Genomic DNA, 16,205 nt, shown 5'->3' on the forward strand with positions numbered 1-16,205 from the left:
TTCGGTGGGCCACCGCAGGCAGGGCGGCTATGCCAGGTCCGCGTACTCCACCGTGACCGGCGCGTGGTCGCCCCACTGCTCCGCGTGCATGACCGCCTGCGGGACCTTGATGTCACTTCCTGGAGCTCGTGCGCGCATGGGTCGTCTCAGGAGCGCGATGGCTGGGCACCGGCCCTCGACGCATGACGATCAGTGCCGCACCGCCGGATGTCTCGCAGTCACGCATCAGGCACCGCAGGTGCCGGCCGGGGCGTTCGGGCCGCAGAAGTTGGTTCCGGCAATGGAAATGCTGTCAGTGCTCGGGGTCAGGGTCATGCTGATGGGCCCGGTGGGGAGCCAGCTCGGATCGGTGGTGTCGGTCACCGTGCCAGTAGCGGTGGTCCCGTCAGTCCCGCTGAGCTGTCCGGAGGCGCGATCCCCGTCAAGGATGCCGCCGTCGGGGGCGAACGAGTCGCACGGCATCGGGGCTTGGTCGCAGCTGATATAGATGCGTTTGCCGAGCTTGAAAGAGCCGTCCGAGGTGATGGTCAGCCCACCGCCGTGGCCGCTCCACGATCCGGCGAACACGGAGAAGTCGCCCGGCCCGCTCGACGGAGACGCGCTGCCGGCCGGGGCACTGGTGGTTGGCTGACTCTTCGGCGGGTGGCTGCCGCTGCCGCAGGCGGCGGTCACGGCGGACGCCGTCGCCACGGCCAGGAGGACGCCCGACAAGCCGAGCTGCCGGCGTCCGGATGCGGTGCGGCGGGTCAGTGGGAACGGAATCAAGGTGACTCCTTCAGGGGATCCGGTAGCGCATCAAGACGTGCTGCTGCCTGAGCCGCATGGAGCGGCATAGCCGGTCTCGGTGATGTACTGGTGCCACTGGGCCTTGCTGAGCACATCTCCGACTGTCGCGCACAGACGCTTGACCTGGTCCCTGGGACTGGTGTCCCAGAGCTCGGCGATCTCAGACGGGCCGGGGCTGACGACGAGTCGGTCGCGGCCGGGGAGCGGGTCGGACAGCTCCAGCCAGGGTCCGACGACTTCGGACGGCTGGGCGAAGTCGGCGGTCTGACTGGGGTGTTCGGGGTCGGCGACATCCCAGAGATGGAGGCCGCCGCCGGTGTCGGCGCCGACCAACGCCTTGCCGTCCGGGCTGAACCGCAGCCTTGAGAGCCGCGTGGTGCCCCCGGTGGCGGTGCCCAATGCCTTCGGCGCGGCGAGATCGCGGATGTCCCACAGGCTGAGCGTCCCGTCGGCGTTCGCCGTGGCCAGGATGGGCTGGCTGGGCGACAGCACGGTTGCGGTGGACGGTCCCAGGCGGGCCAAGACCGTGGCTGCCGGCATCGGTTGAGCCGGGTTGCGCAGATCCCAGAGTCCGTCGGTGGGACTCCCGCTGTCGGCGGTGGTGTCGTGGCTGAGTGACAGTACCGCGCCCTGCGGGCCGAAGCTCGGGGTGCCGGCGCCGTCGGTGATCTGGGTGGCCAGGATGGTGGGGGCCGATGGGTCGGCTACCGCGACGACGCGCAGTCGACGGTCGGAGATGAAGTGGGCGGCCAGCAGCCGCCCATCGGGGCTGAAGGCCATGGCGACCGGCTCGTCGGGCTGGTTCCCACCTAGGTGGACCGAACCGATCTTGGCGGGATGCTGATGATCGGTCAGGTCCCAGAACGTCACGCCACCGCCGCCCCCGATCGCGAGGATGTGTCCGGAGATCGCCACACTGTTGCCGGTGTCCGGCATGCTGGCCGCCAGGGTCGGTCGGTCGGGGTTGCTGACGTCCCACAGGTTGACCGCGCCCGCGCCGCCGTCGGCCAGCAGGCGGCCGTCCGCTGTGAGGGCGGTGCTCGTGAGCGTGAGGCTGGTGGTGACCCCAGGCTGGGCGATAGTGGCCAATGCCGCTCGGACCGAGCCGCCGCCGACGTCCCAGAGCTGCACCTCGTCATCGGGGGCCCGGGTGGCGCGGACCGTCTGGTCAAGGGTGGCCATCATTCGCCCGTCAGGTGTGAAGGCCAACGCGCCGCTTCCGCCGGTCAGGGCCGGTAGCGCCGCCGGCTGGGCAGGATCCGAGACGTCCCACAGCAGCGTCCCGGTGGCGCTGGGGGTCGCACCGGTGGCCGCGAGCAGCCTGCCGCTCGGACTGAACGCCAGGGCAGCCAGTGGTGTGGTGGCTGTGGACAGCACCACCGTCGGGCGTGGCGAGTGCGGATCGGTGACATCCCACACGTGTACGGCGCTGTCGTCACCGGTGGCCGCCACGGTGCGACCCGCCGGATCGAAGGCGACCGCCCTGACGCCCTGAGGCGTCGTCAGCATGGCGAGCGCAGCCGGGTTTCCGAAGTCGGACAGGTCCCACAGCCGTACGCTGTGGTCCAGGCCCGCGCTGGCCAGCGTTCGGCCGTCCGGACTGACCGCCACTCCTGCGACCGCGTCGGTGTTTCCCCCCAAGGGTGGGCTGGACCGGGGGTGCGTGGGGTCGGCAAGTTGCCAGGCCCGAACCAGGTGGTCCCAGCCCGCGCTCGCCAGCACCTGGCCGCCCGACGCGAACGCCAGGCTCTGGACCGGGCCGTGCGCGGTGGCGAGCTCGGCCAGCAGGCGCGGTGCGGCTGGCTGACCGGTGTCCCACAGCTGGACCGTGCCCTGCCCGGACCCGGTGGCCAGCAGGTGGCCGTCCGTACTGAGCGCGATGGTCGAGACCCCGCCGGCGGGGGTCAGCTGGGCGCGGTCCGCATGGGAAGCTAGGTCCCACAGGCGCAGCGTCCGGTCGGTGGCGATGGCAAGCAGGCCGCCACCCACGCTCACCGCGGTCGCGCCTGGTGCGGCGATGCTCCCGGGGAGCGGCACGCCGGTCGACAGGGCGTCGAGCGCCTCGTGCGTCGGGGCAAGGTGGTACGCGGCGATGCGCAGTTGTTTGGCAAGGTCAGGTTGTGAGGAGTCCAGCCCGGCGGCTTGTGCGGCGAGTCTGCGCGACAGGTTTGCACGCTGCTGAACGCTGCTCTTCTGGTTCTGTTGGAACGCGATGACCGTCGCAAGCGATGCCGCCACGAGCGCCACGCAGATCACCAGGGCGAAGATTCCGCGCCGCCGCCGCTCACGCGCCCGGACTCGCCGGCTCTCCTCGACGAACTTCAGCTCCTCGGCGGAGATTTCGGCCGCCCTGCTGTCAAGCCACCGCTGCGCATCGGCGATCCGTTCCCGGTCGAGCGCGAGCGAAGCGGGCCGACCCCTCTCCTGCCAGCTGCGTTCGGAGCGCCGCAGTTCCTCCTGCCAACTGCGGAAGTCACGATTGGCCTCGACCCAGTCCTTCAGCCGTGGCCAGCTCTCCACCAGTGCCTGATGGGCGAGTTCAGCGGTGTCGAGGCCGGTCGGGCGGCGGGTCACAACGACCAGTCGGGTGCTGGCCAGTCGATGGACCAACGCCCAGTCGGCTTCGGAGAACTGGGGGCGATCGGCGACCCGGCGAGTGTCGGGCCCGCGCTCTCCGGCGTCCAGTTCCTCGCCGGGGCGCACGAGTTGAATGAAGATTCGTTCCAATGCCCGGCGTTCGGAGGCGTCAGCCCACTCCCACAGGGTGTGCTCCGCGTTGCCGACCAGGGCGCCTTCGACGCCGCCCAGCTCCTGGTAGGCGGTGGCGGTGAGGACGCCCCGCTCCTGCCGCGCCCACAGCTGACTCAGGGTGTACTCCAGCAGCGGCAGCGCGGCAGCGCCGTGCGGGGTGTCACGCACCAGTTGCTCGGCCAGGCCCTCGGCGAAGCGGACACCGCCGTACCCCTCCAGCGGACGCGTGACGACCTGGCGCAGTTGCTCCCGCGTCATCGGAGGTACCACGACGTGGGTCGACTCCCAGGCTGCCCGTAGGACGGGGAGCTGTTCCTCGATGTGGTGCAGGAAGTCGATCCGGGTGACGACGACCGCCTGGGCCGGTCGGCTTCCGTCAGCCCGGCGCGCGGTGAGGACACCCAGCATGGTGTCCAACCGCCGGGCGGTCTCCGGGGCGTCCGCGAGCAGGCTCTCGAACTGGTCGACCACGAGCAGGAGCCGGGATCTGCCCCGGTGCTGGGCCAGGGTCTGCTCGACGGCGAGCTGCAGACCGCGCTCGTCGGTTAGTTGCCGGGCGAGGGCTTCCCAGCGGTCGTGCCAGTCGGCCCCTCGGGTGTCCGTGTCACCCGCGGCGGTCAGCGCCCAGGCCAGCAGCTCCTCCGCGGTCAGCCGCAGCCCGTGCGGCAGTTTGGCGGTCAGATGGATGGCCGGGTCCGCCTGGGCCAGGAGCCCGGCGCCGACCAGCGAGGACTTCCCGACACCCGACGCGCCGAAGACCGGGATCACCGGCACCCGCTGCTCATCGAGGAGTTCGAGCAGTCGGCGGGTCTCGTCGGTGCGTCCGTGGAAGACCGCGCCGTCCAGTTCGGTGAACGGCCACAGTTCCCGGAACGGGCTGTCGGAAAGCAGTCGTGAGCGCAGCTGCGGCCACTCGCGGGCGAGGGACTCCACGGTCAGCGCATAGCCGGTGCGGCGCCGCTGGTCCTTCTCGACCGCGACCACGACGCCGACCACTCCCTGGTACTCCTCGTCCCACACGGGTGCTCCACTGAAGCCGCGGGCCAGCGGGAACCCTGCCTGCTCGTCGCGGGTCAGCTGCCACCAGCCGGTGCCCTCGCGGCCGGCGACGGTGCCGGAGGTCCAGATCCCGGCGTCCTTGTTGCCCTGTGACCCGGGGTAACTCGGGAATCCGAAGGCCCGCCAGCGGTGTCCGGCCAGATCGTCGGCTTCCAGGACCCGCATCGGCACGGCGTCCGGCGGCGGTTGCCCGGTCAGCCGCAGGACGGCGACGTCACCGCTGTTGTCGGCGGCCACCGGCACGCTGAAGTGCACGGTGGCACCGACCCGGGGCTTTCCGGACGCGAGCGGGAAGTCAACGGTCACGGCGAAGTTCTCGGGGAGCGGCTGGTCCTCGTCGAGCCCGGCGACCTCGGAGATGACGTGGGCGCAGGTGATCAGGAGGTCCCCGGGGATGAGAAACGCGACACCGACGGGTTCTCCCTCGCGAAGGACACGGGCGGTCGCGCGCTCCCAGCCCGCACTGCCCGCACCACCCGGCCCGTCGGGTCGGCTCACTCGCCGCCCTCGCCGGGAGTCCACTCCATCTCCAGGATCATGTGCGCTTCACCGCCGACCTTGGTCACCACCATCCCGGCTTCACCGGTGAGCTGGATCCCGAACTCCACTCGGATCCGGTCCGGACTCCTGGGCAGGTCGGCCAGTCGCTCCAGCAGCGCTGCCGCCATCTGTCGGACTCGGGCCAGGCCTGCTTCGAAGGTTTCGCTGGCAGATTCGAGCAGTTCGCCACCGCGGGTCGCCCGGACCACGCCGGAAGCCTCATCCTCCGGGAGCTCGACGAGAAACGTCCCGCCATCCTCGAAAGGCACACGAAGATACACCGCAGCACCGCCTCCCAGCCGACCGTCGACTCCAGTCGCGGTACTAGCCAGTGCAGCTCAGAAAGTGATGGCCCGTCAACTAGGCCTAGGACCCCCTTGCCCGAGCCGCGCCAGCACAATCGCACCCAGCCCTGGATTCGGCATGCAGAATCGATTTGTCCTTCTTCACCTCATCGGGTAGATACGCTGCGCACCGCCTCATTCACGAAAACGTGTCCAGCTGCGCCGACGGCGTGGCGCTCGATCAGAAGGTCAGGAACTCCGAGTCAGCGCGAGGGCAGCGGGCGTCATGCCCTCGCCCCAGCCAGCCGTGAACGCGTTCGTCCCGCCCCTGGGCACAGGGCCCCCTCCACCAATAGTGTGCATGCCAGATCAATGAACCTTCATGGCTACCAAGGGAGTTCCATCCGTGGATCTGACCGGACCTCAACTGAGTCGGCGTACCTTCACCCGCTCGGCGGTCGTGCTCGGCGCGGCCGGTGCGCTGGCCGGGCTCGGCGCTCTCGGCACCGCCCGGGCCGCCTCATTGCCCGGCGGCGCGGACTGGCTGGCCGGCCTGCCGGACAGCGCACCACTGGCCCGGCTGACCATCCCCGGCACCCATGACACCTGCGCCCTCTACGACGGCCCGCTCGTCCAGTGCCAGAACCTGTCGGTGCCCGACCAACTCACCGCCGGAATCCGCTTCCTGGACATGCGCTGCCGGGCGATCAACGGCGTCTTCGCGATCCACCACTCGCAGTTCTTCCAGAACATCTTCTTCGGTGACGTGCTCAACGACTGCCAGGCCTTCCTCGCCCAACATCCGGGCGAAACAGTGCTGATGCGGGTCAAGCAGGAGTACTCGACGGTCTCCGACGCGGACTTCGCGGCCATCTTCAACACCTACCTCAGCCGTTGGCCCGGCCTGTTCTGGATGGAGAACCGGATCCCGACCCTGGGCGAGGTGCGCGGCCGAGTGGTGCTGCTCGCCGACAACGGCGGCCTGCCAGGCGTCGGTTGGAACGGTCCGCTGATGGACCTGGAGGACGACTACGACATCGGCACCATCTTCGACTTCAACGGGCGCAAGTGGCCCGAAGTCTCCGCCCACCTGAACGCCGCCCAGGCCGCCACCGATCCGCAGCGGCTCTTCATCACCTTCACCTCCTCCTCCGGCTGGGGCCTGTGGCCGCGCCAGGCGGCGGACGCCATGAACTCCGACCTCGCCGGCTACCTCGCGGGGCTCGACCACGCCAGCCGCCCGGCGCTGGGCGTCGTCCCGATGGACTTCGTCACCACGACCTCGCCGGCTGCCTGGTACGGCCTCAACTTCGGCGCCTGACGGAAAGGTTCCCCCCGACTCCTTCCGGGTGAAGCGACGGGCCCGCCGCAGCACCTCCCCGAATCCTGATGGATCGTCACATAACGTACCCGGTTGGAACTGCGGCGCTGCCCTTCCAGTCGCACGAACGCGCAGGTGGACTCCCGACGGCCGGACCACGCCACAGCCTCCGAGCAGGACGTTTCCACCGATCCCCGAAGGAGCAGCAGATCGTGCGAAGGATCCTCCTCACCGGCGTGGCCGCGGCCACCGCCCTCGCGGCGGCGGCCGTGTGCGCCCCGGCAGCCACAGCCTCCGCCACCGCCGCCGCGCGCGCGGACGACGGCCGACCGCACGCCCACCACGCCGTGTTCGCGCAGACCAACAATCCCGCCGGCAACCAGGTGGTCGCCTACCACCGCGCGGACGACGGACGACTCACCCAGACGGCGGTGTACGACACCGGCGGCCTCGGCGGCGTGCTGCAGGGCTCGGTCGCCGACCACCTGGCCTCGCAGGGCTCGCTGACCTACGACCCGGAGCACGCACTGCTGTACGCGGTGAATGCCGGCAGCAACACCGTCTCGGTGTTCACCGTGGACGGCGATCGGCTGAAGCTGGTCGAGCAGGTCGAGTCCTGCGGCACCTTCCCGGTCAGCGTCGCGGTGCACGGCGACGTGGTCTATGTGCTCAACGCGCTGAACCGCGGCTCGATCCAGGGCTACCGCGTAGTGGACGGACACCTGAAGCGGAAGACGCACTGGAACCGCGCCCTGGGCCTGGACCCCAACGCCAAACCGCAGTTCACCAACACCCCGGGGCAGGTCGGCTTCCTTGCCGACGGCTCGCAGCTGGTGGTCACCACCAAGGCCAACGGCAACGCCATCGACGTCTTCGCGCTCGACTCCTCCGGGGCTCCCGCCGACTCCCCCACGGTCACGACCGTGCCGGGCGCGGTGCCGTTCGGCTTCGTGCCCAACGGCCGGCACGGCCTGTTCCTGACCGAGGCCGGCCCGAACGTGCTGGCCACCTTCCGGGTCCGGGCCGACGGCAGGGCCGCCGAGAAGGCTTCAGTGGCCACCGGCCAGTCCGCCACCTGCTGGGTCGTCGCGGTCGGGGACCTGCTCTTCGTCTCGAACGCGGGCAGTTCGACCCTCACCGGCATTCGCACCGCCGACCACGGCCGGCAGCTCACCCTCCTCGGCAACACGCCCACCGACCCCGGCACGACCGACGCGGCCGTCTCCTCCGACGGCCACCACCTCTACGTCCAGACCGGCGTCAACGGCATCATCGACGAGTTCACCGTCAACGACGACGGCTCGCTCACCCCGATCGGCTCGCAGACCGTCCCGGGCGGCGTCGGCGGCGAGGGCATCGTCGCCTTCTGAGCCCCACTCATGCGTCTCCCGCCCTCGGGCGGGAGACGCGGTCCTTCTGGCAGGGCAACGTCAGTTGAGACTCGGGACCGCCTCAACCTCGGCCACTGACACCTCGTCAGTCACCTCGGGCTTGCGGTCCATCGCACGCCACTCGGGCCGCAGGCCGGTCAGGTTGGTGACCAGCGCATAGGCGATACCGCCGATCAGCAGGGCCGGCACCAGGCCGGCCGCACCGACCGCGAACCCGGCGAGGATCCCGCCCAGCGGGATACCGGCCCAGCCGAGCGCGTCACCGATGGCGCCCACCCGGCCGAGCATGTGGCGCGGGATCCGCTCGTAGTCGATCGCGCCCAGGATCGGGTTGATGAAGCCGGCGGAGAAGCCGTTGCAGACGAAGACCACCACGATCACGGGCAGCGGCAGCCCGAGCGCCAGTGCGATGAACCGGGGCGCACCGGCGAACAGGAAGGCCAGGAAGAAGACCAGCCGCCGGGGCAGCTTGTGGGCGATGGCCGTGGCGATCAGGCTGCCGCCCACCGCAGCGAACCCGCTCGCCGCGAACAGCAGGCCGAGCACGCTCGCGTTGTGTCCCGACCGCTCGACCCAGACCGGCAGCAGCACCGAGGTGAACGCCGCGTCCAGGAGGTTGGTGGCGGTCACCATCGCCGTGAGGGCGAACAGCAGGCGATCGGAGCGCAGGAACGCCAGTCCCTCGCCGAACCGCCGCCAGTAGCCCGGCTCCTGCTCCTCCCGGTCCGGCTCAGCGGGTGCGGTCGGCAGCGTGGGCGCACCGCTGCCGTGCGGCAGACCGAAGGCGACGACCAGTGCGACCACCACGAACGAACCGGCGTTGACCAGCACCGCGAGCATCGGCCCGCAGAACGTCACCAGCAGTCCGCCGACCGCCGGTCCGAGAGTTCCCTGGGACAGCCGTTCGGCCACCGAGACCAGCCCGCTGGCCCGTTCCAGTGGCTGCCCGGCGCGCTCGGCCAGCTCCGGCACCATCACGTACTTGGCGAGGTCGCCGGGCCCGCGCACGGTGCCCAACAGGGCGGCGAGCACCAGCAGCAGCGGAAAGGAGAGCAGCCCGGCGGCGTGCAGCAGCGGCACCAGGCCGGCGGCGACGGCGCTGAGCAGGTCGGCGGTGACCGAGACCCTGCGGGCCCCGACCCGGTCCACCAGCGGTCCGTTCAACGCCTTGGAGATCACATACGGCGTCAATTCGCAGGCGGCGACCAGGCCCGTGCGGGCCGCGCTGCCGGTGCTGACCAGGACGAACCAGGGCAGCGCGATGGCGGCGACCCGGGTGCCGAGCAGGGAGACACCGTTGGCGAGGAGCAGGCGGGTGAGCGGACGCGGCGTCCAGGTTAACGCCCTCACTGGTCTGCCTCCGGGAGTTCCGGTATCTGCTGGATGATCAGGCCGATGCGCGCGGTCCCCTCGGGTGCGGCGTCGGCGACGTCGGGCAGGTCGCGGCGGTAGCGGCGGACCACTTCGGCGAGTTCGGCGTTCAGTTGCTGGGCTTCCTCGGGCGTCAGGCGCAGCGACCAGTCGCTGAGGTCGAAGGTCTCCCGCCATGGACTGGCCATCGTCGGCAGTTCGTTGACGGCGCGTTGGACCCGCAGGGTGTGGGCGGCGATGACCGACTGCAGGTACTCCTGGCCGGCCTCGCTGTTGGCCAGTTCGATGTCGTTGAGGCTGGTGCCGGCGTGCAGTGCCCGCCACCAGCGCTCCCGGGCGTTGCCGCGCTCGGTGTCCTCGACCACGAAGCCGGCGGCGGCGAGTTGGCGCAGGTGGTAGCTGGTCGCGCCCGAGGTGAGCCCGAGCCCGGCGGCCAACTTGGTGGCGGTGGAGGGTCCGTGACGGCGCAGCAGCCCGAGCAGCCGGACCCGGACGGGGTGGGCGAGGGCGCGTAGGCCCTTGGCGTCGAGGACGACGAGGTTGGGCGTGGGGTCGCTCATGCGGTTCACCGTAGACCGCAAAGAGATGTTTGCAAAGACTTCTTTGCGATTAATCGCAAAGAAGTCTTTGCACTCGTCAGGGGCTGACCGGGTGGCGTGCGGGCCCGGGGCCTCAGAAGGCGCCGGCCACCTGCTCTCCACCAAGGCGTCGAGCCCGGAGGGCCGGCGGTCGAGGAGGGCCGCGACGTCCCCGGTCGAGCGGTCGTACCGGTTCTCACCGTGCAACCTGGCCATCGTGGCGATGTGCTCGCCCACGTGCGGGTCCAGGCCGGCCGCCGCCAGGTCCTCGGTGCGCCACCGCTCGTACGGAACGTCGACGTACTCCACCGGGCGGCCCAGGATCCCGGACGGTTCGGCGGCGATGGCGGCCATGTCCCGCGACGCCGCCCCGGTCAACTCGTAGACGTGCCCGACATGCGGTCCCGGGTCGGTCAGCACCCGGACGGCCACGTCGGCCACGTCCCGGGCGGCGACCGGCGAGGTTCGCGCGCTGCCGAACGGCAGGCGGATCGTGCCGTCCCGCCGGATCGAGGCAGCGGCGACATCGGATCCGCGCGTCAGGTCGCCCACCACCACCTCGACGCCGTCCATCGCGCGCAGCGCCCGCGCCAGCTCGTCCTCGCGGTGCACCATGGCCCGCACCGCCACCCCCGACGAGCTCAGCCAGCCACCACCCGGTGGCCGACACCGCCCACGCCCCCACCGGCACCGGTCACCAGGATCGGTCGCTGCTCGGCCATGAACCCTCCGTCCCTCGCTGCCGCGACAACTCGTCCCTGCCCCCGGGCAGGCCTCACTGGCTGGTCAGCACGCTGAAGTGGGACACCTCCGGCGGATGCTCCAGATAGCCGAGCTCGCCCTCCGACCCGACCGGCCGCATCGCCCACATCGGCCCCGCGTACCCGCGCAGCGCCTCCTCGTCGCGCCAGCGGGTGACCACGAGCACCCGGTGCGTGCTGTCCGGCAGCGAGCGCAGCAGTTCGCCGCCCAGGTAGCCGTCGAGCCCGACCAGCTGGGGCATCACCTGGGCCTGCAGCACCGCACAGAGCTCGGCGACCATCTTGGGCGCGACCTGCGCCTCCCAGATCCGCACGATCATCGCTGCCTCCGAAGGGAAGCGGGGGGGGTTCCCTGCTGTCCAGTATCGGTTGACCGGGCGGCACCGGCCCCATCGGAGCGCCGAGCCTCCGGCGGCGCCAAGCTGGCGCTCGCCCCCGGCGTCCGCCGCCACGCGCACCTGCCATCGACACGCGCAAGCTTGTGCGGAACAGGCCCGCCGTCGCCTGGCCGGAGGTACGCTGGCGGGCAACTCGGCCGGGACCGTGGGGGTGCGGTCAGGCCACACGGAGTACAGGGTGATCCTGAGTGGCGGTCTTTCTGCTGGCGGTCGGCGCTGCCTGCTGCCTCGGCCTCGGCTTTGTTCTGCAACAGCACGCGGCGCAACTCGCCCCGCGCTCCGACCTGCTGCGCTGGCGGCTGCTGCTCGACCTGTGCCGGATCCCCGAGTGGCTGCTCGGCATCGGCATCATGATCATCGGCCTGGTGCTCAGCGCACTGGCACTGGGCGCGGGCGAGGTCTCCCAGGTGGAGCCGGTGCTGACCAGCAACCTGGTCTTCGCGATGGCACTGGCCAGTCGGATCTCCCGGCAGCGGCTGGGCCGGTCCGGCTGGGGCGGGGTGGTGCTGCTCGGCGTGGGGGTGACCGCCTTCATCCTGGCCGGCGACCCGCGCAGCGGCGGGCGGACGGCCGATGAGCTGCGGCACTGGCTCGTCGTCGGCATCGTCGCCGGGCTGGCGCTGCTGCTGGTCTCGCTGGCCCGCCGGCTGCCGCTTTTCGAGGAGGCGACCATCCTGGCGCTGGCGGCCGGGCTGCTGTACGGGCTGCAGGACGCGCTGACCCGGGCCACCGCGAGCATCGCGGACAGCGGCGGGGTGCTCTCCGTCCTGCACCGCTGGCAGCCGTACGCGGTGGTCGCCCTGGGTGTCTTCGGGCTGCTCCTGGTGCAGAGCGCCTTCGAGGCGGCACCGCTGCGGATATCGCTCCCGGCACTCACCGCCGCCCAGCCCCTGGCCGGCATCGCCTGCGCGGTGGGCTTCCTGGGTGACCGGCTGCGGGTCACCCCGGGCGCGCTCACCTGGGAGGTGCTGGGGCTGCTGGCGATGGTGACCGGCGTGGTGGTGATCGGCCGGCACCCGTCGATGCCGGCGGCCTGCGGGGGCGGGCCGGAACGCAACAACGGCTCCCCGGCGCCACCGAGCGAGTGATCCGCGGCTGACCCATCCGGTCGACCCTCCCGGCACAGCGCACGCAGGACCTCCCGTGCCGACGCGACCGGCGGAGTGTCAGCGGTTCCACCGGGTTCGAGGCTTCCCCTGACAGACTGTCGGGATTCGATCACCCTCCGCACGGGGAGCAATCAGGGATACCAACCGCCCGCCCCGTCACCCGTTCGCCGGGTTGACCGGGAGCCCGCCAGTCGCCTGTGCCTCACCAGCCCTTCAGGAGCGGTTCCCATGTCGCAGTCGCCGTCACAGTCACCGTCGCAAGTACCGCAGCCCGCCCCCACCCAGATCGTCCGCGCCGCGCTGGTCCAGGCCCGCTGGCCCGGCGACCAGGCCTCGATGCTCGACCTCCACGAGCGGTACGCCCGCGAAGCGGCGGCGCAGGGGGCGCAGATCATCGGGTTCCAGGAGGTCTTCAACTCGCCGTACTTCTGCCAGGTGCAGGAGCCGGAGCACTACCGCTGGGCCGAGCCGGTGCCGGACGGCCCGACCGTCACCCGGATGTCCGCGCTGGCGGCCGAACTGGGCCTGGTGATGGTGGTGCCGGTCTACGAGGTGGAGCAGCCCGGCATCTACTACAACACCGCCGCCGTGATCGACGCCGACGGCCGCTTCCTCGGCAAGTACCGCAAGCACCACATCCCGCAGCTCAAGGGGTTCTGGGAGAAGTACTACTTCAAGCCCGGCAACCTCGGCTGGCCGGTGTTCGACACCGCCGTCGGCAGGGTGGGCGTCTACATCTGCTACGACCGGCACTTCCCGGAGGGCTGGCGGGCGCTCGGCCTGGCGGGCGCCCAGATCGTCTACAACCCGTCCGCGACCAGCCGCAGCCTGTCCTCCTACCTCTGGCAGCTGGAGCAGCCGGCCGCCGCCGTCGCCAACGCGTACTTCATCGCGGCCATCAACCGGGTCGGCACCGAGGAGTACGGTGACAACGACTTCTACGGCACCTCGTACTTCGTCGACCCGCGCGGCCAGTTGGTCGGTGAGGCGGCCTCCGACAAGGAGGAGGAGCTGCTGGTGCGTGACCTCGACCTGAGTGCGATCGAGCAGGTCCGGCAGCAGTGGGCGTTCTACCGCGACCGGCGCCCGGAGGCGTACGGACCGCTGACCGAGGCCTGAGGGGGCGGCAGATGACGGACAGTCAGCGAACCGGAAGCACTGCCGCGCTGCGCAAACGCCACCGCGCCGTCCTGCCCGCCTGGTTGGCGACGTACTACCGGGAGCCGATCGAGCTGACCCACGGCGAGGGCCGCCACGTCTGGGACGCCGAGGGCAACCGCTACCTGGACTTCTTCGGCGGCATCCTCACCACCATGACCGCGCACGCGCTGCCCGAGGTCACCGAGGCGGTCGCCGCTCAGGCCGGCCGGATCCTGCACACGTCCACGCTCTACCTCTCCTCCCCCATGGTGGAGTTGGCCGAGCGGATCGCGGAGCTCTCCGGGATCCCGGACGCCAAGGTGTTCTTCACGACCTCCGGCACCGAGGCCAATGACGCGGCGCTGCTGCTGGCCACCGCCTACCGGCGCTCCAACCAGGTGCTGGCGCTGCGCAACAGCTACCACGGCCGCTCCTTCTCCACCGTCGGCATCACCGGCAACACCTCCTGGTCGCCGACCAGCCTCTCCCCGCTGCAGACCCTCTACGTGCACGGCGGGGTGCGCGACAGCGGGCCCTACGCCCGGTTCTCCGACGCCGAGTTCATCGCCGCCTGCGTCGAGGACCTGGAGGACATGCTCGGTCAGGCGGAGGGCACGGTGGCCGCGCTGATCGCCGAGCCGATCCAGGGAGTCGGCGGCTTCACCCACGGTCCGGACGGGTTGTTGGCGGCCTTCAAGGAGGTGCTGGACCGGCACGGCATCCTGTGGATCAGCGACGAGGTGCAGACCGGCTGGGGCCGCACCGGCGACCACTTCTGGGGCTGGCAGGCGCACGGGCAGTCCGGCCCGCCGGACGTCCTCACCTTCGCCAAGGGCATCGCCAACGGCATGTCGATGGGCGGCGTGGTGGCCCGGGCCGAGGTGATGGACTGCCTGGACGCCAACTCCATCTCCACCTTCGGCGGCAGCCCGATCACCTGCGCGGCCGCGCTCGCCAACCTGCGCCATCTGCTCGCCCACGACCTGCAGGCGAACGCCCGGCGCACCGGGGCGCTGCTGCGCTCGGCGCTGGAGGCGGCCGAGTTGCCGGTGGTGCGGGAGGTGCGCGGGCGCGGCCTGATGATCGGCGTCGCGCTGCGGGACGCCGCCGCGGCCACCGCAACCCTGGAGCACGCCCGCGAGTTGGGGCTGCTGCTCGGCAAGGGCGGCCGGTCCGGTGACACGCTGCGGATCGCGCCGCCGTTGAGCCTGACCGACGCGGAGGCCCGCGAGGGCGCCGACCTACTGATCGAGGCACTGCGGAGGGCAGGAGCATGAGCCGGGTCCACATCACCAACGGGTTGGTCATCACGGCCGCCGACGAGTTGCGGGCCGATGTGCTGATCGAGGATCAGACGGTCGTCGCCCTCGCCGCCACCGGCAGCGCCGCGGCGTCCGGTTGGCAGGCCGACACCGTCATCGACGCGACCGGCCGCTACGTCATTCCGGGCGGCGTGGACGCGCACACCCACATGGAGCTGCCGTTCGGCGGCACCCAAGCTTCGGACACCTTCGAGACCGGCACCCGGGCCGCCGCCTGGGGCGGCACCACCACCATCGTGGACTTCGCGGTGCAGCCCATGGGCGGCTCGCTGCGGGCCGGCCTGGATGCCTGGCACGCCAAGGCCGAGGGCAACTGCGCCATCGACTACGCCTTCCACACCATCGTCTCGGACGTCAACGACGCGGTGCTCAAGGAGATGGACCAGCTCACCGACTCCGGCGAGGCCACCTCCTTCAAGCTGTTCATGGCCTACCCCGGCGTCTTCTACAGCGACGACGGGCAGATCCTGCGGGCCATGCAGCGGGCCGCCCAGAGCGGTTCGCTGATCATGATGCACGCCGAGAACGGCATCGCCATCGACGTCCTGGTGGCGCAGGCGCTGGCCGCCGGGCGCACGGATCCGCTGCACCACGGCGAGGTGCGGCGGGAGTTGCTGGAGGCCGAGGCCACCCACCGGGCGATCAAGCTGGCCCAGGTGGCCGGTTCGCCGCTCTACGTGGTGCACGTCTCGGCGGCCTCGGCGGCCGCCGAACTGGCCGCCGCCCGCGACCAGGGCCTGCCCGTCTTCGGCGAGACCTGCCCGCAGTACCTCTTCCTCTCCGTCGACAACTTGGCCGAGCCCGACTTCGCGGGCGCCAAGTACGTCTGCTCAACCCCGCTGCGACCCCGCGAGCACCAGGCGGAGCTGTGGAAGCGGCTGCGGACCGACGACCTCCAAGTGGTCTCGACCGACCACTGCCCGTTCTGCTTCGTCGGGCAGAAGGAGCTCGGGCGGGACGACTTCTCCAAGATCCCCAACGGGCTTCCCGGGGTGGAGAACCGGATGGACCTGCTGCACCAGGCGGTGGTGGACGGCCGGATCTCCCGGCGCCGCTGGATCGAGATCGCCTGTGCCGCGCCCGCCCGGATGTTCGGCCTCTACCCGCGCAAGGGCACCATCGCCCCGGGGGCCGACGCCGACGTGGTGATCTACGACCCCGGGGCCGAGCAGACGATCTCCGCCGCCACCCACCACATGAACGTGGACTACTCGGCGTACGAGGGGCAGCGGATCCGGGGCGCGGTGCGCACCGTGCTCTCCCGGGGGACCGTGGTGCTGGACGACGGCCGGTGGCTCGGGCGCGCCGGGCACGGACGGTTCCTGCGCCGCGGCACCTGCCAGTACCTCTGACCCTCTCTGTTCGCTCTGACCCTTCGCTCTGACTCTCTCTCA

General features: G+C 71.0%; 12 protein-coding genes. 6 read left to right on the plus strand and 6 right to left on the minus strand.

What is annotated here, in order from left to right:
• Window positions 1-225 precede the first annotated feature (225 nt).
• The 3 genes from E6W39_RS39025 to E6W39_RS02710 all read right to left on the minus strand — a co-directional run bounded on the left by E6W39_RS39025 (window position 226) and on the right by E6W39_RS02710 (window position 5,417).
• The gene (locus E6W39_RS39025; protein ID WP_181799059.1) at window positions 226-672 is read right to left on the minus strand and encodes a hypothetical protein; all 447 of its coding nucleotides are present in this window, start codon (window positions 670-672) and stop codon (window positions 226-228) included.
• A gap of 123 nt (window positions 673-795) precedes the next feature.
• Window positions 796-5,094: an nSTAND1 domain-containing NTPase gene (locus E6W39_RS02705; RefSeq protein ID WP_181799060.1), complete on the minus strand. Its 4,299-nt coding sequence runs from the start codon at window positions 5,092-5,094 to the stop codon at window positions 796-798.
• Window positions 5,091-5,417, minus strand: coding sequence for a CU044_2847 family protein (locus E6W39_RS02710; RefSeq protein WP_181799061.1), 327 nt, complete (start codon window positions 5,415-5,417; stop codon window positions 5,091-5,093). The genes E6W39_RS02705 and E6W39_RS02710 overlap by 4 nt, the downstream gene beginning before the upstream one ends.
• 409 nt (window positions 5,418-5,826) lie before the next feature.
• Here E6W39_RS02710 and E6W39_RS02715 point away from each other — a divergent pair, with 409 nt between their 5' ends.
• Entirely contained in the window at window positions 5,827-6,741 is a 915-nt protein-coding gene (locus E6W39_RS02715) for a phosphatidylinositol-specific phospholipase C (protein ID WP_228717927.1), read from the plus strand.
• Window positions 6,742-6,953: 212 nt separating this feature from the next.
• Entirely contained in the window at window positions 6,954-8,111 is a 1,158-nt protein-coding gene (locus E6W39_RS02720) for a lactonase family protein (RefSeq protein ID WP_228717928.1), read from the plus strand.
• A gap of 60 nt (window positions 8,112-8,171) precedes the next feature.
• Here the strand turns inward: E6W39_RS02720 and E6W39_RS02725 are convergent, their stop codons facing one another.
• From E6W39_RS02725 to E6W39_RS02740, 3 genes are all read right to left on the minus strand, one after another.
• Window positions 8,172-9,482, minus strand: coding sequence for an MFS transporter (locus E6W39_RS02725; RefSeq protein ID WP_141632081.1), 1,311 nt, complete (start codon window positions 9,480-9,482; stop codon window positions 8,172-8,174).
• Complete coding sequence (locus tag E6W39_RS02730; protein WP_141637500.1) at window positions 9,479-10,063, minus strand: winged helix-turn-helix domain-containing protein; 585 nt, start codon at window positions 10,061-10,063, stop codon at window positions 9,479-9,481. The genes E6W39_RS02725 and E6W39_RS02730 overlap by 4 nt, the downstream gene beginning before the upstream one ends.
• Window positions 10,064-10,856: 793 nt before the next feature.
• On the minus strand, window positions 10,857-11,162 hold the full coding sequence (locus E6W39_RS02740; RefSeq protein ID WP_141632082.1) for an antibiotic biosynthesis monooxygenase family protein: 306 nt from the start codon (window positions 11,160-11,162) through the stop codon (window positions 10,857-10,859).
• Between the two features lie 266 nt (window positions 11,163-11,428).
• Here E6W39_RS02740 and E6W39_RS02745 point away from each other — a divergent pair, with 266 nt between their 5' ends.
• From E6W39_RS02745 to hydA, 4 genes are all read left to right on the plus strand, one after another.
• The gene (locus tag E6W39_RS02745) at window positions 11,429-12,328 is read left to right on the plus strand and encodes a DMT family transporter (RefSeq protein WP_141632083.1); all 900 of its coding nucleotides are present in this window, start codon (window positions 11,429-11,431) and stop codon (window positions 12,326-12,328) included.
• A 249-nt stretch (window positions 12,329-12,577) separates the two neighbouring features.
• Window positions 12,578-13,468: a nitrilase-related carbon-nitrogen hydrolase gene (locus E6W39_RS02750; RefSeq protein ID WP_141632084.1), complete on the plus strand. Its 891-nt coding sequence runs from the start codon at window positions 12,578-12,580 to the stop codon at window positions 13,466-13,468.
• Window positions 13,469-13,479: 11 nt separating this feature from the next.
• Window positions 13,480-14,766, plus strand: coding sequence for an aspartate aminotransferase family protein (locus tag E6W39_RS02755; RefSeq protein ID WP_141632085.1), 1,287 nt, complete (start codon window positions 13,480-13,482; stop codon window positions 14,764-14,766).
• Window positions 14,763-16,163: a dihydropyrimidinase gene (gene hydA / locus E6W39_RS02760; protein ID WP_141632086.1), complete on the plus strand. Its 1,401-nt coding sequence runs from the start codon at window positions 14,763-14,765 to the stop codon at window positions 16,161-16,163. The genes E6W39_RS02755 and hydA overlap by 4 nt, the downstream gene beginning before the upstream one ends.
• The last annotated feature ends 42 nt before the right edge of the window (window positions 16,164-16,205 follow it).

It is taken from the genome of Kitasatospora acidiphila, from assembly GCF_006636205.1.
GTDB lineage: Bacteria > Actinomycetota > Actinomycetes > Streptomycetales > Streptomycetaceae > Kitasatospora > Kitasatospora acidiphila.

Excerpts from the sequence above, each read along its gene's own strand:
- E6W39_RS02740 (WP_141632082.1), bottom strand. The coding sequence starts at position 11,162 with ATGATCGTGCGGATCTGGGAGGCGCAGGTCGCGCCCAAGATGGTCGCC.
- E6W39_RS02755 (WP_141632085.1), top strand. The coding sequence starts at position 13,480 with ATGACGGACAGTCAGCGAACCGGAAGCACTGCCGCGCTGCGCAAACGC.
- E6W39_RS02750 (WP_141632084.1), top strand. The coding sequence starts at position 12,578 with ATGTCGCAGTCGCCGTCACAGTCACCGTCGCAAGTACCGCAGCCCGCC.
- E6W39_RS02730 (WP_141637500.1), bottom strand. The coding sequence starts at position 10,063 with ATGAGCGACCCCACGCCCAACCTCGTCGTCCTCGACGCCAAGGGCCTA.
- hydA (WP_141632086.1), top strand. The coding sequence starts at position 14,763 with ATGAGCCGGGTCCACATCACCAACGGGTTGGTCATCACGGCCGCCGAC.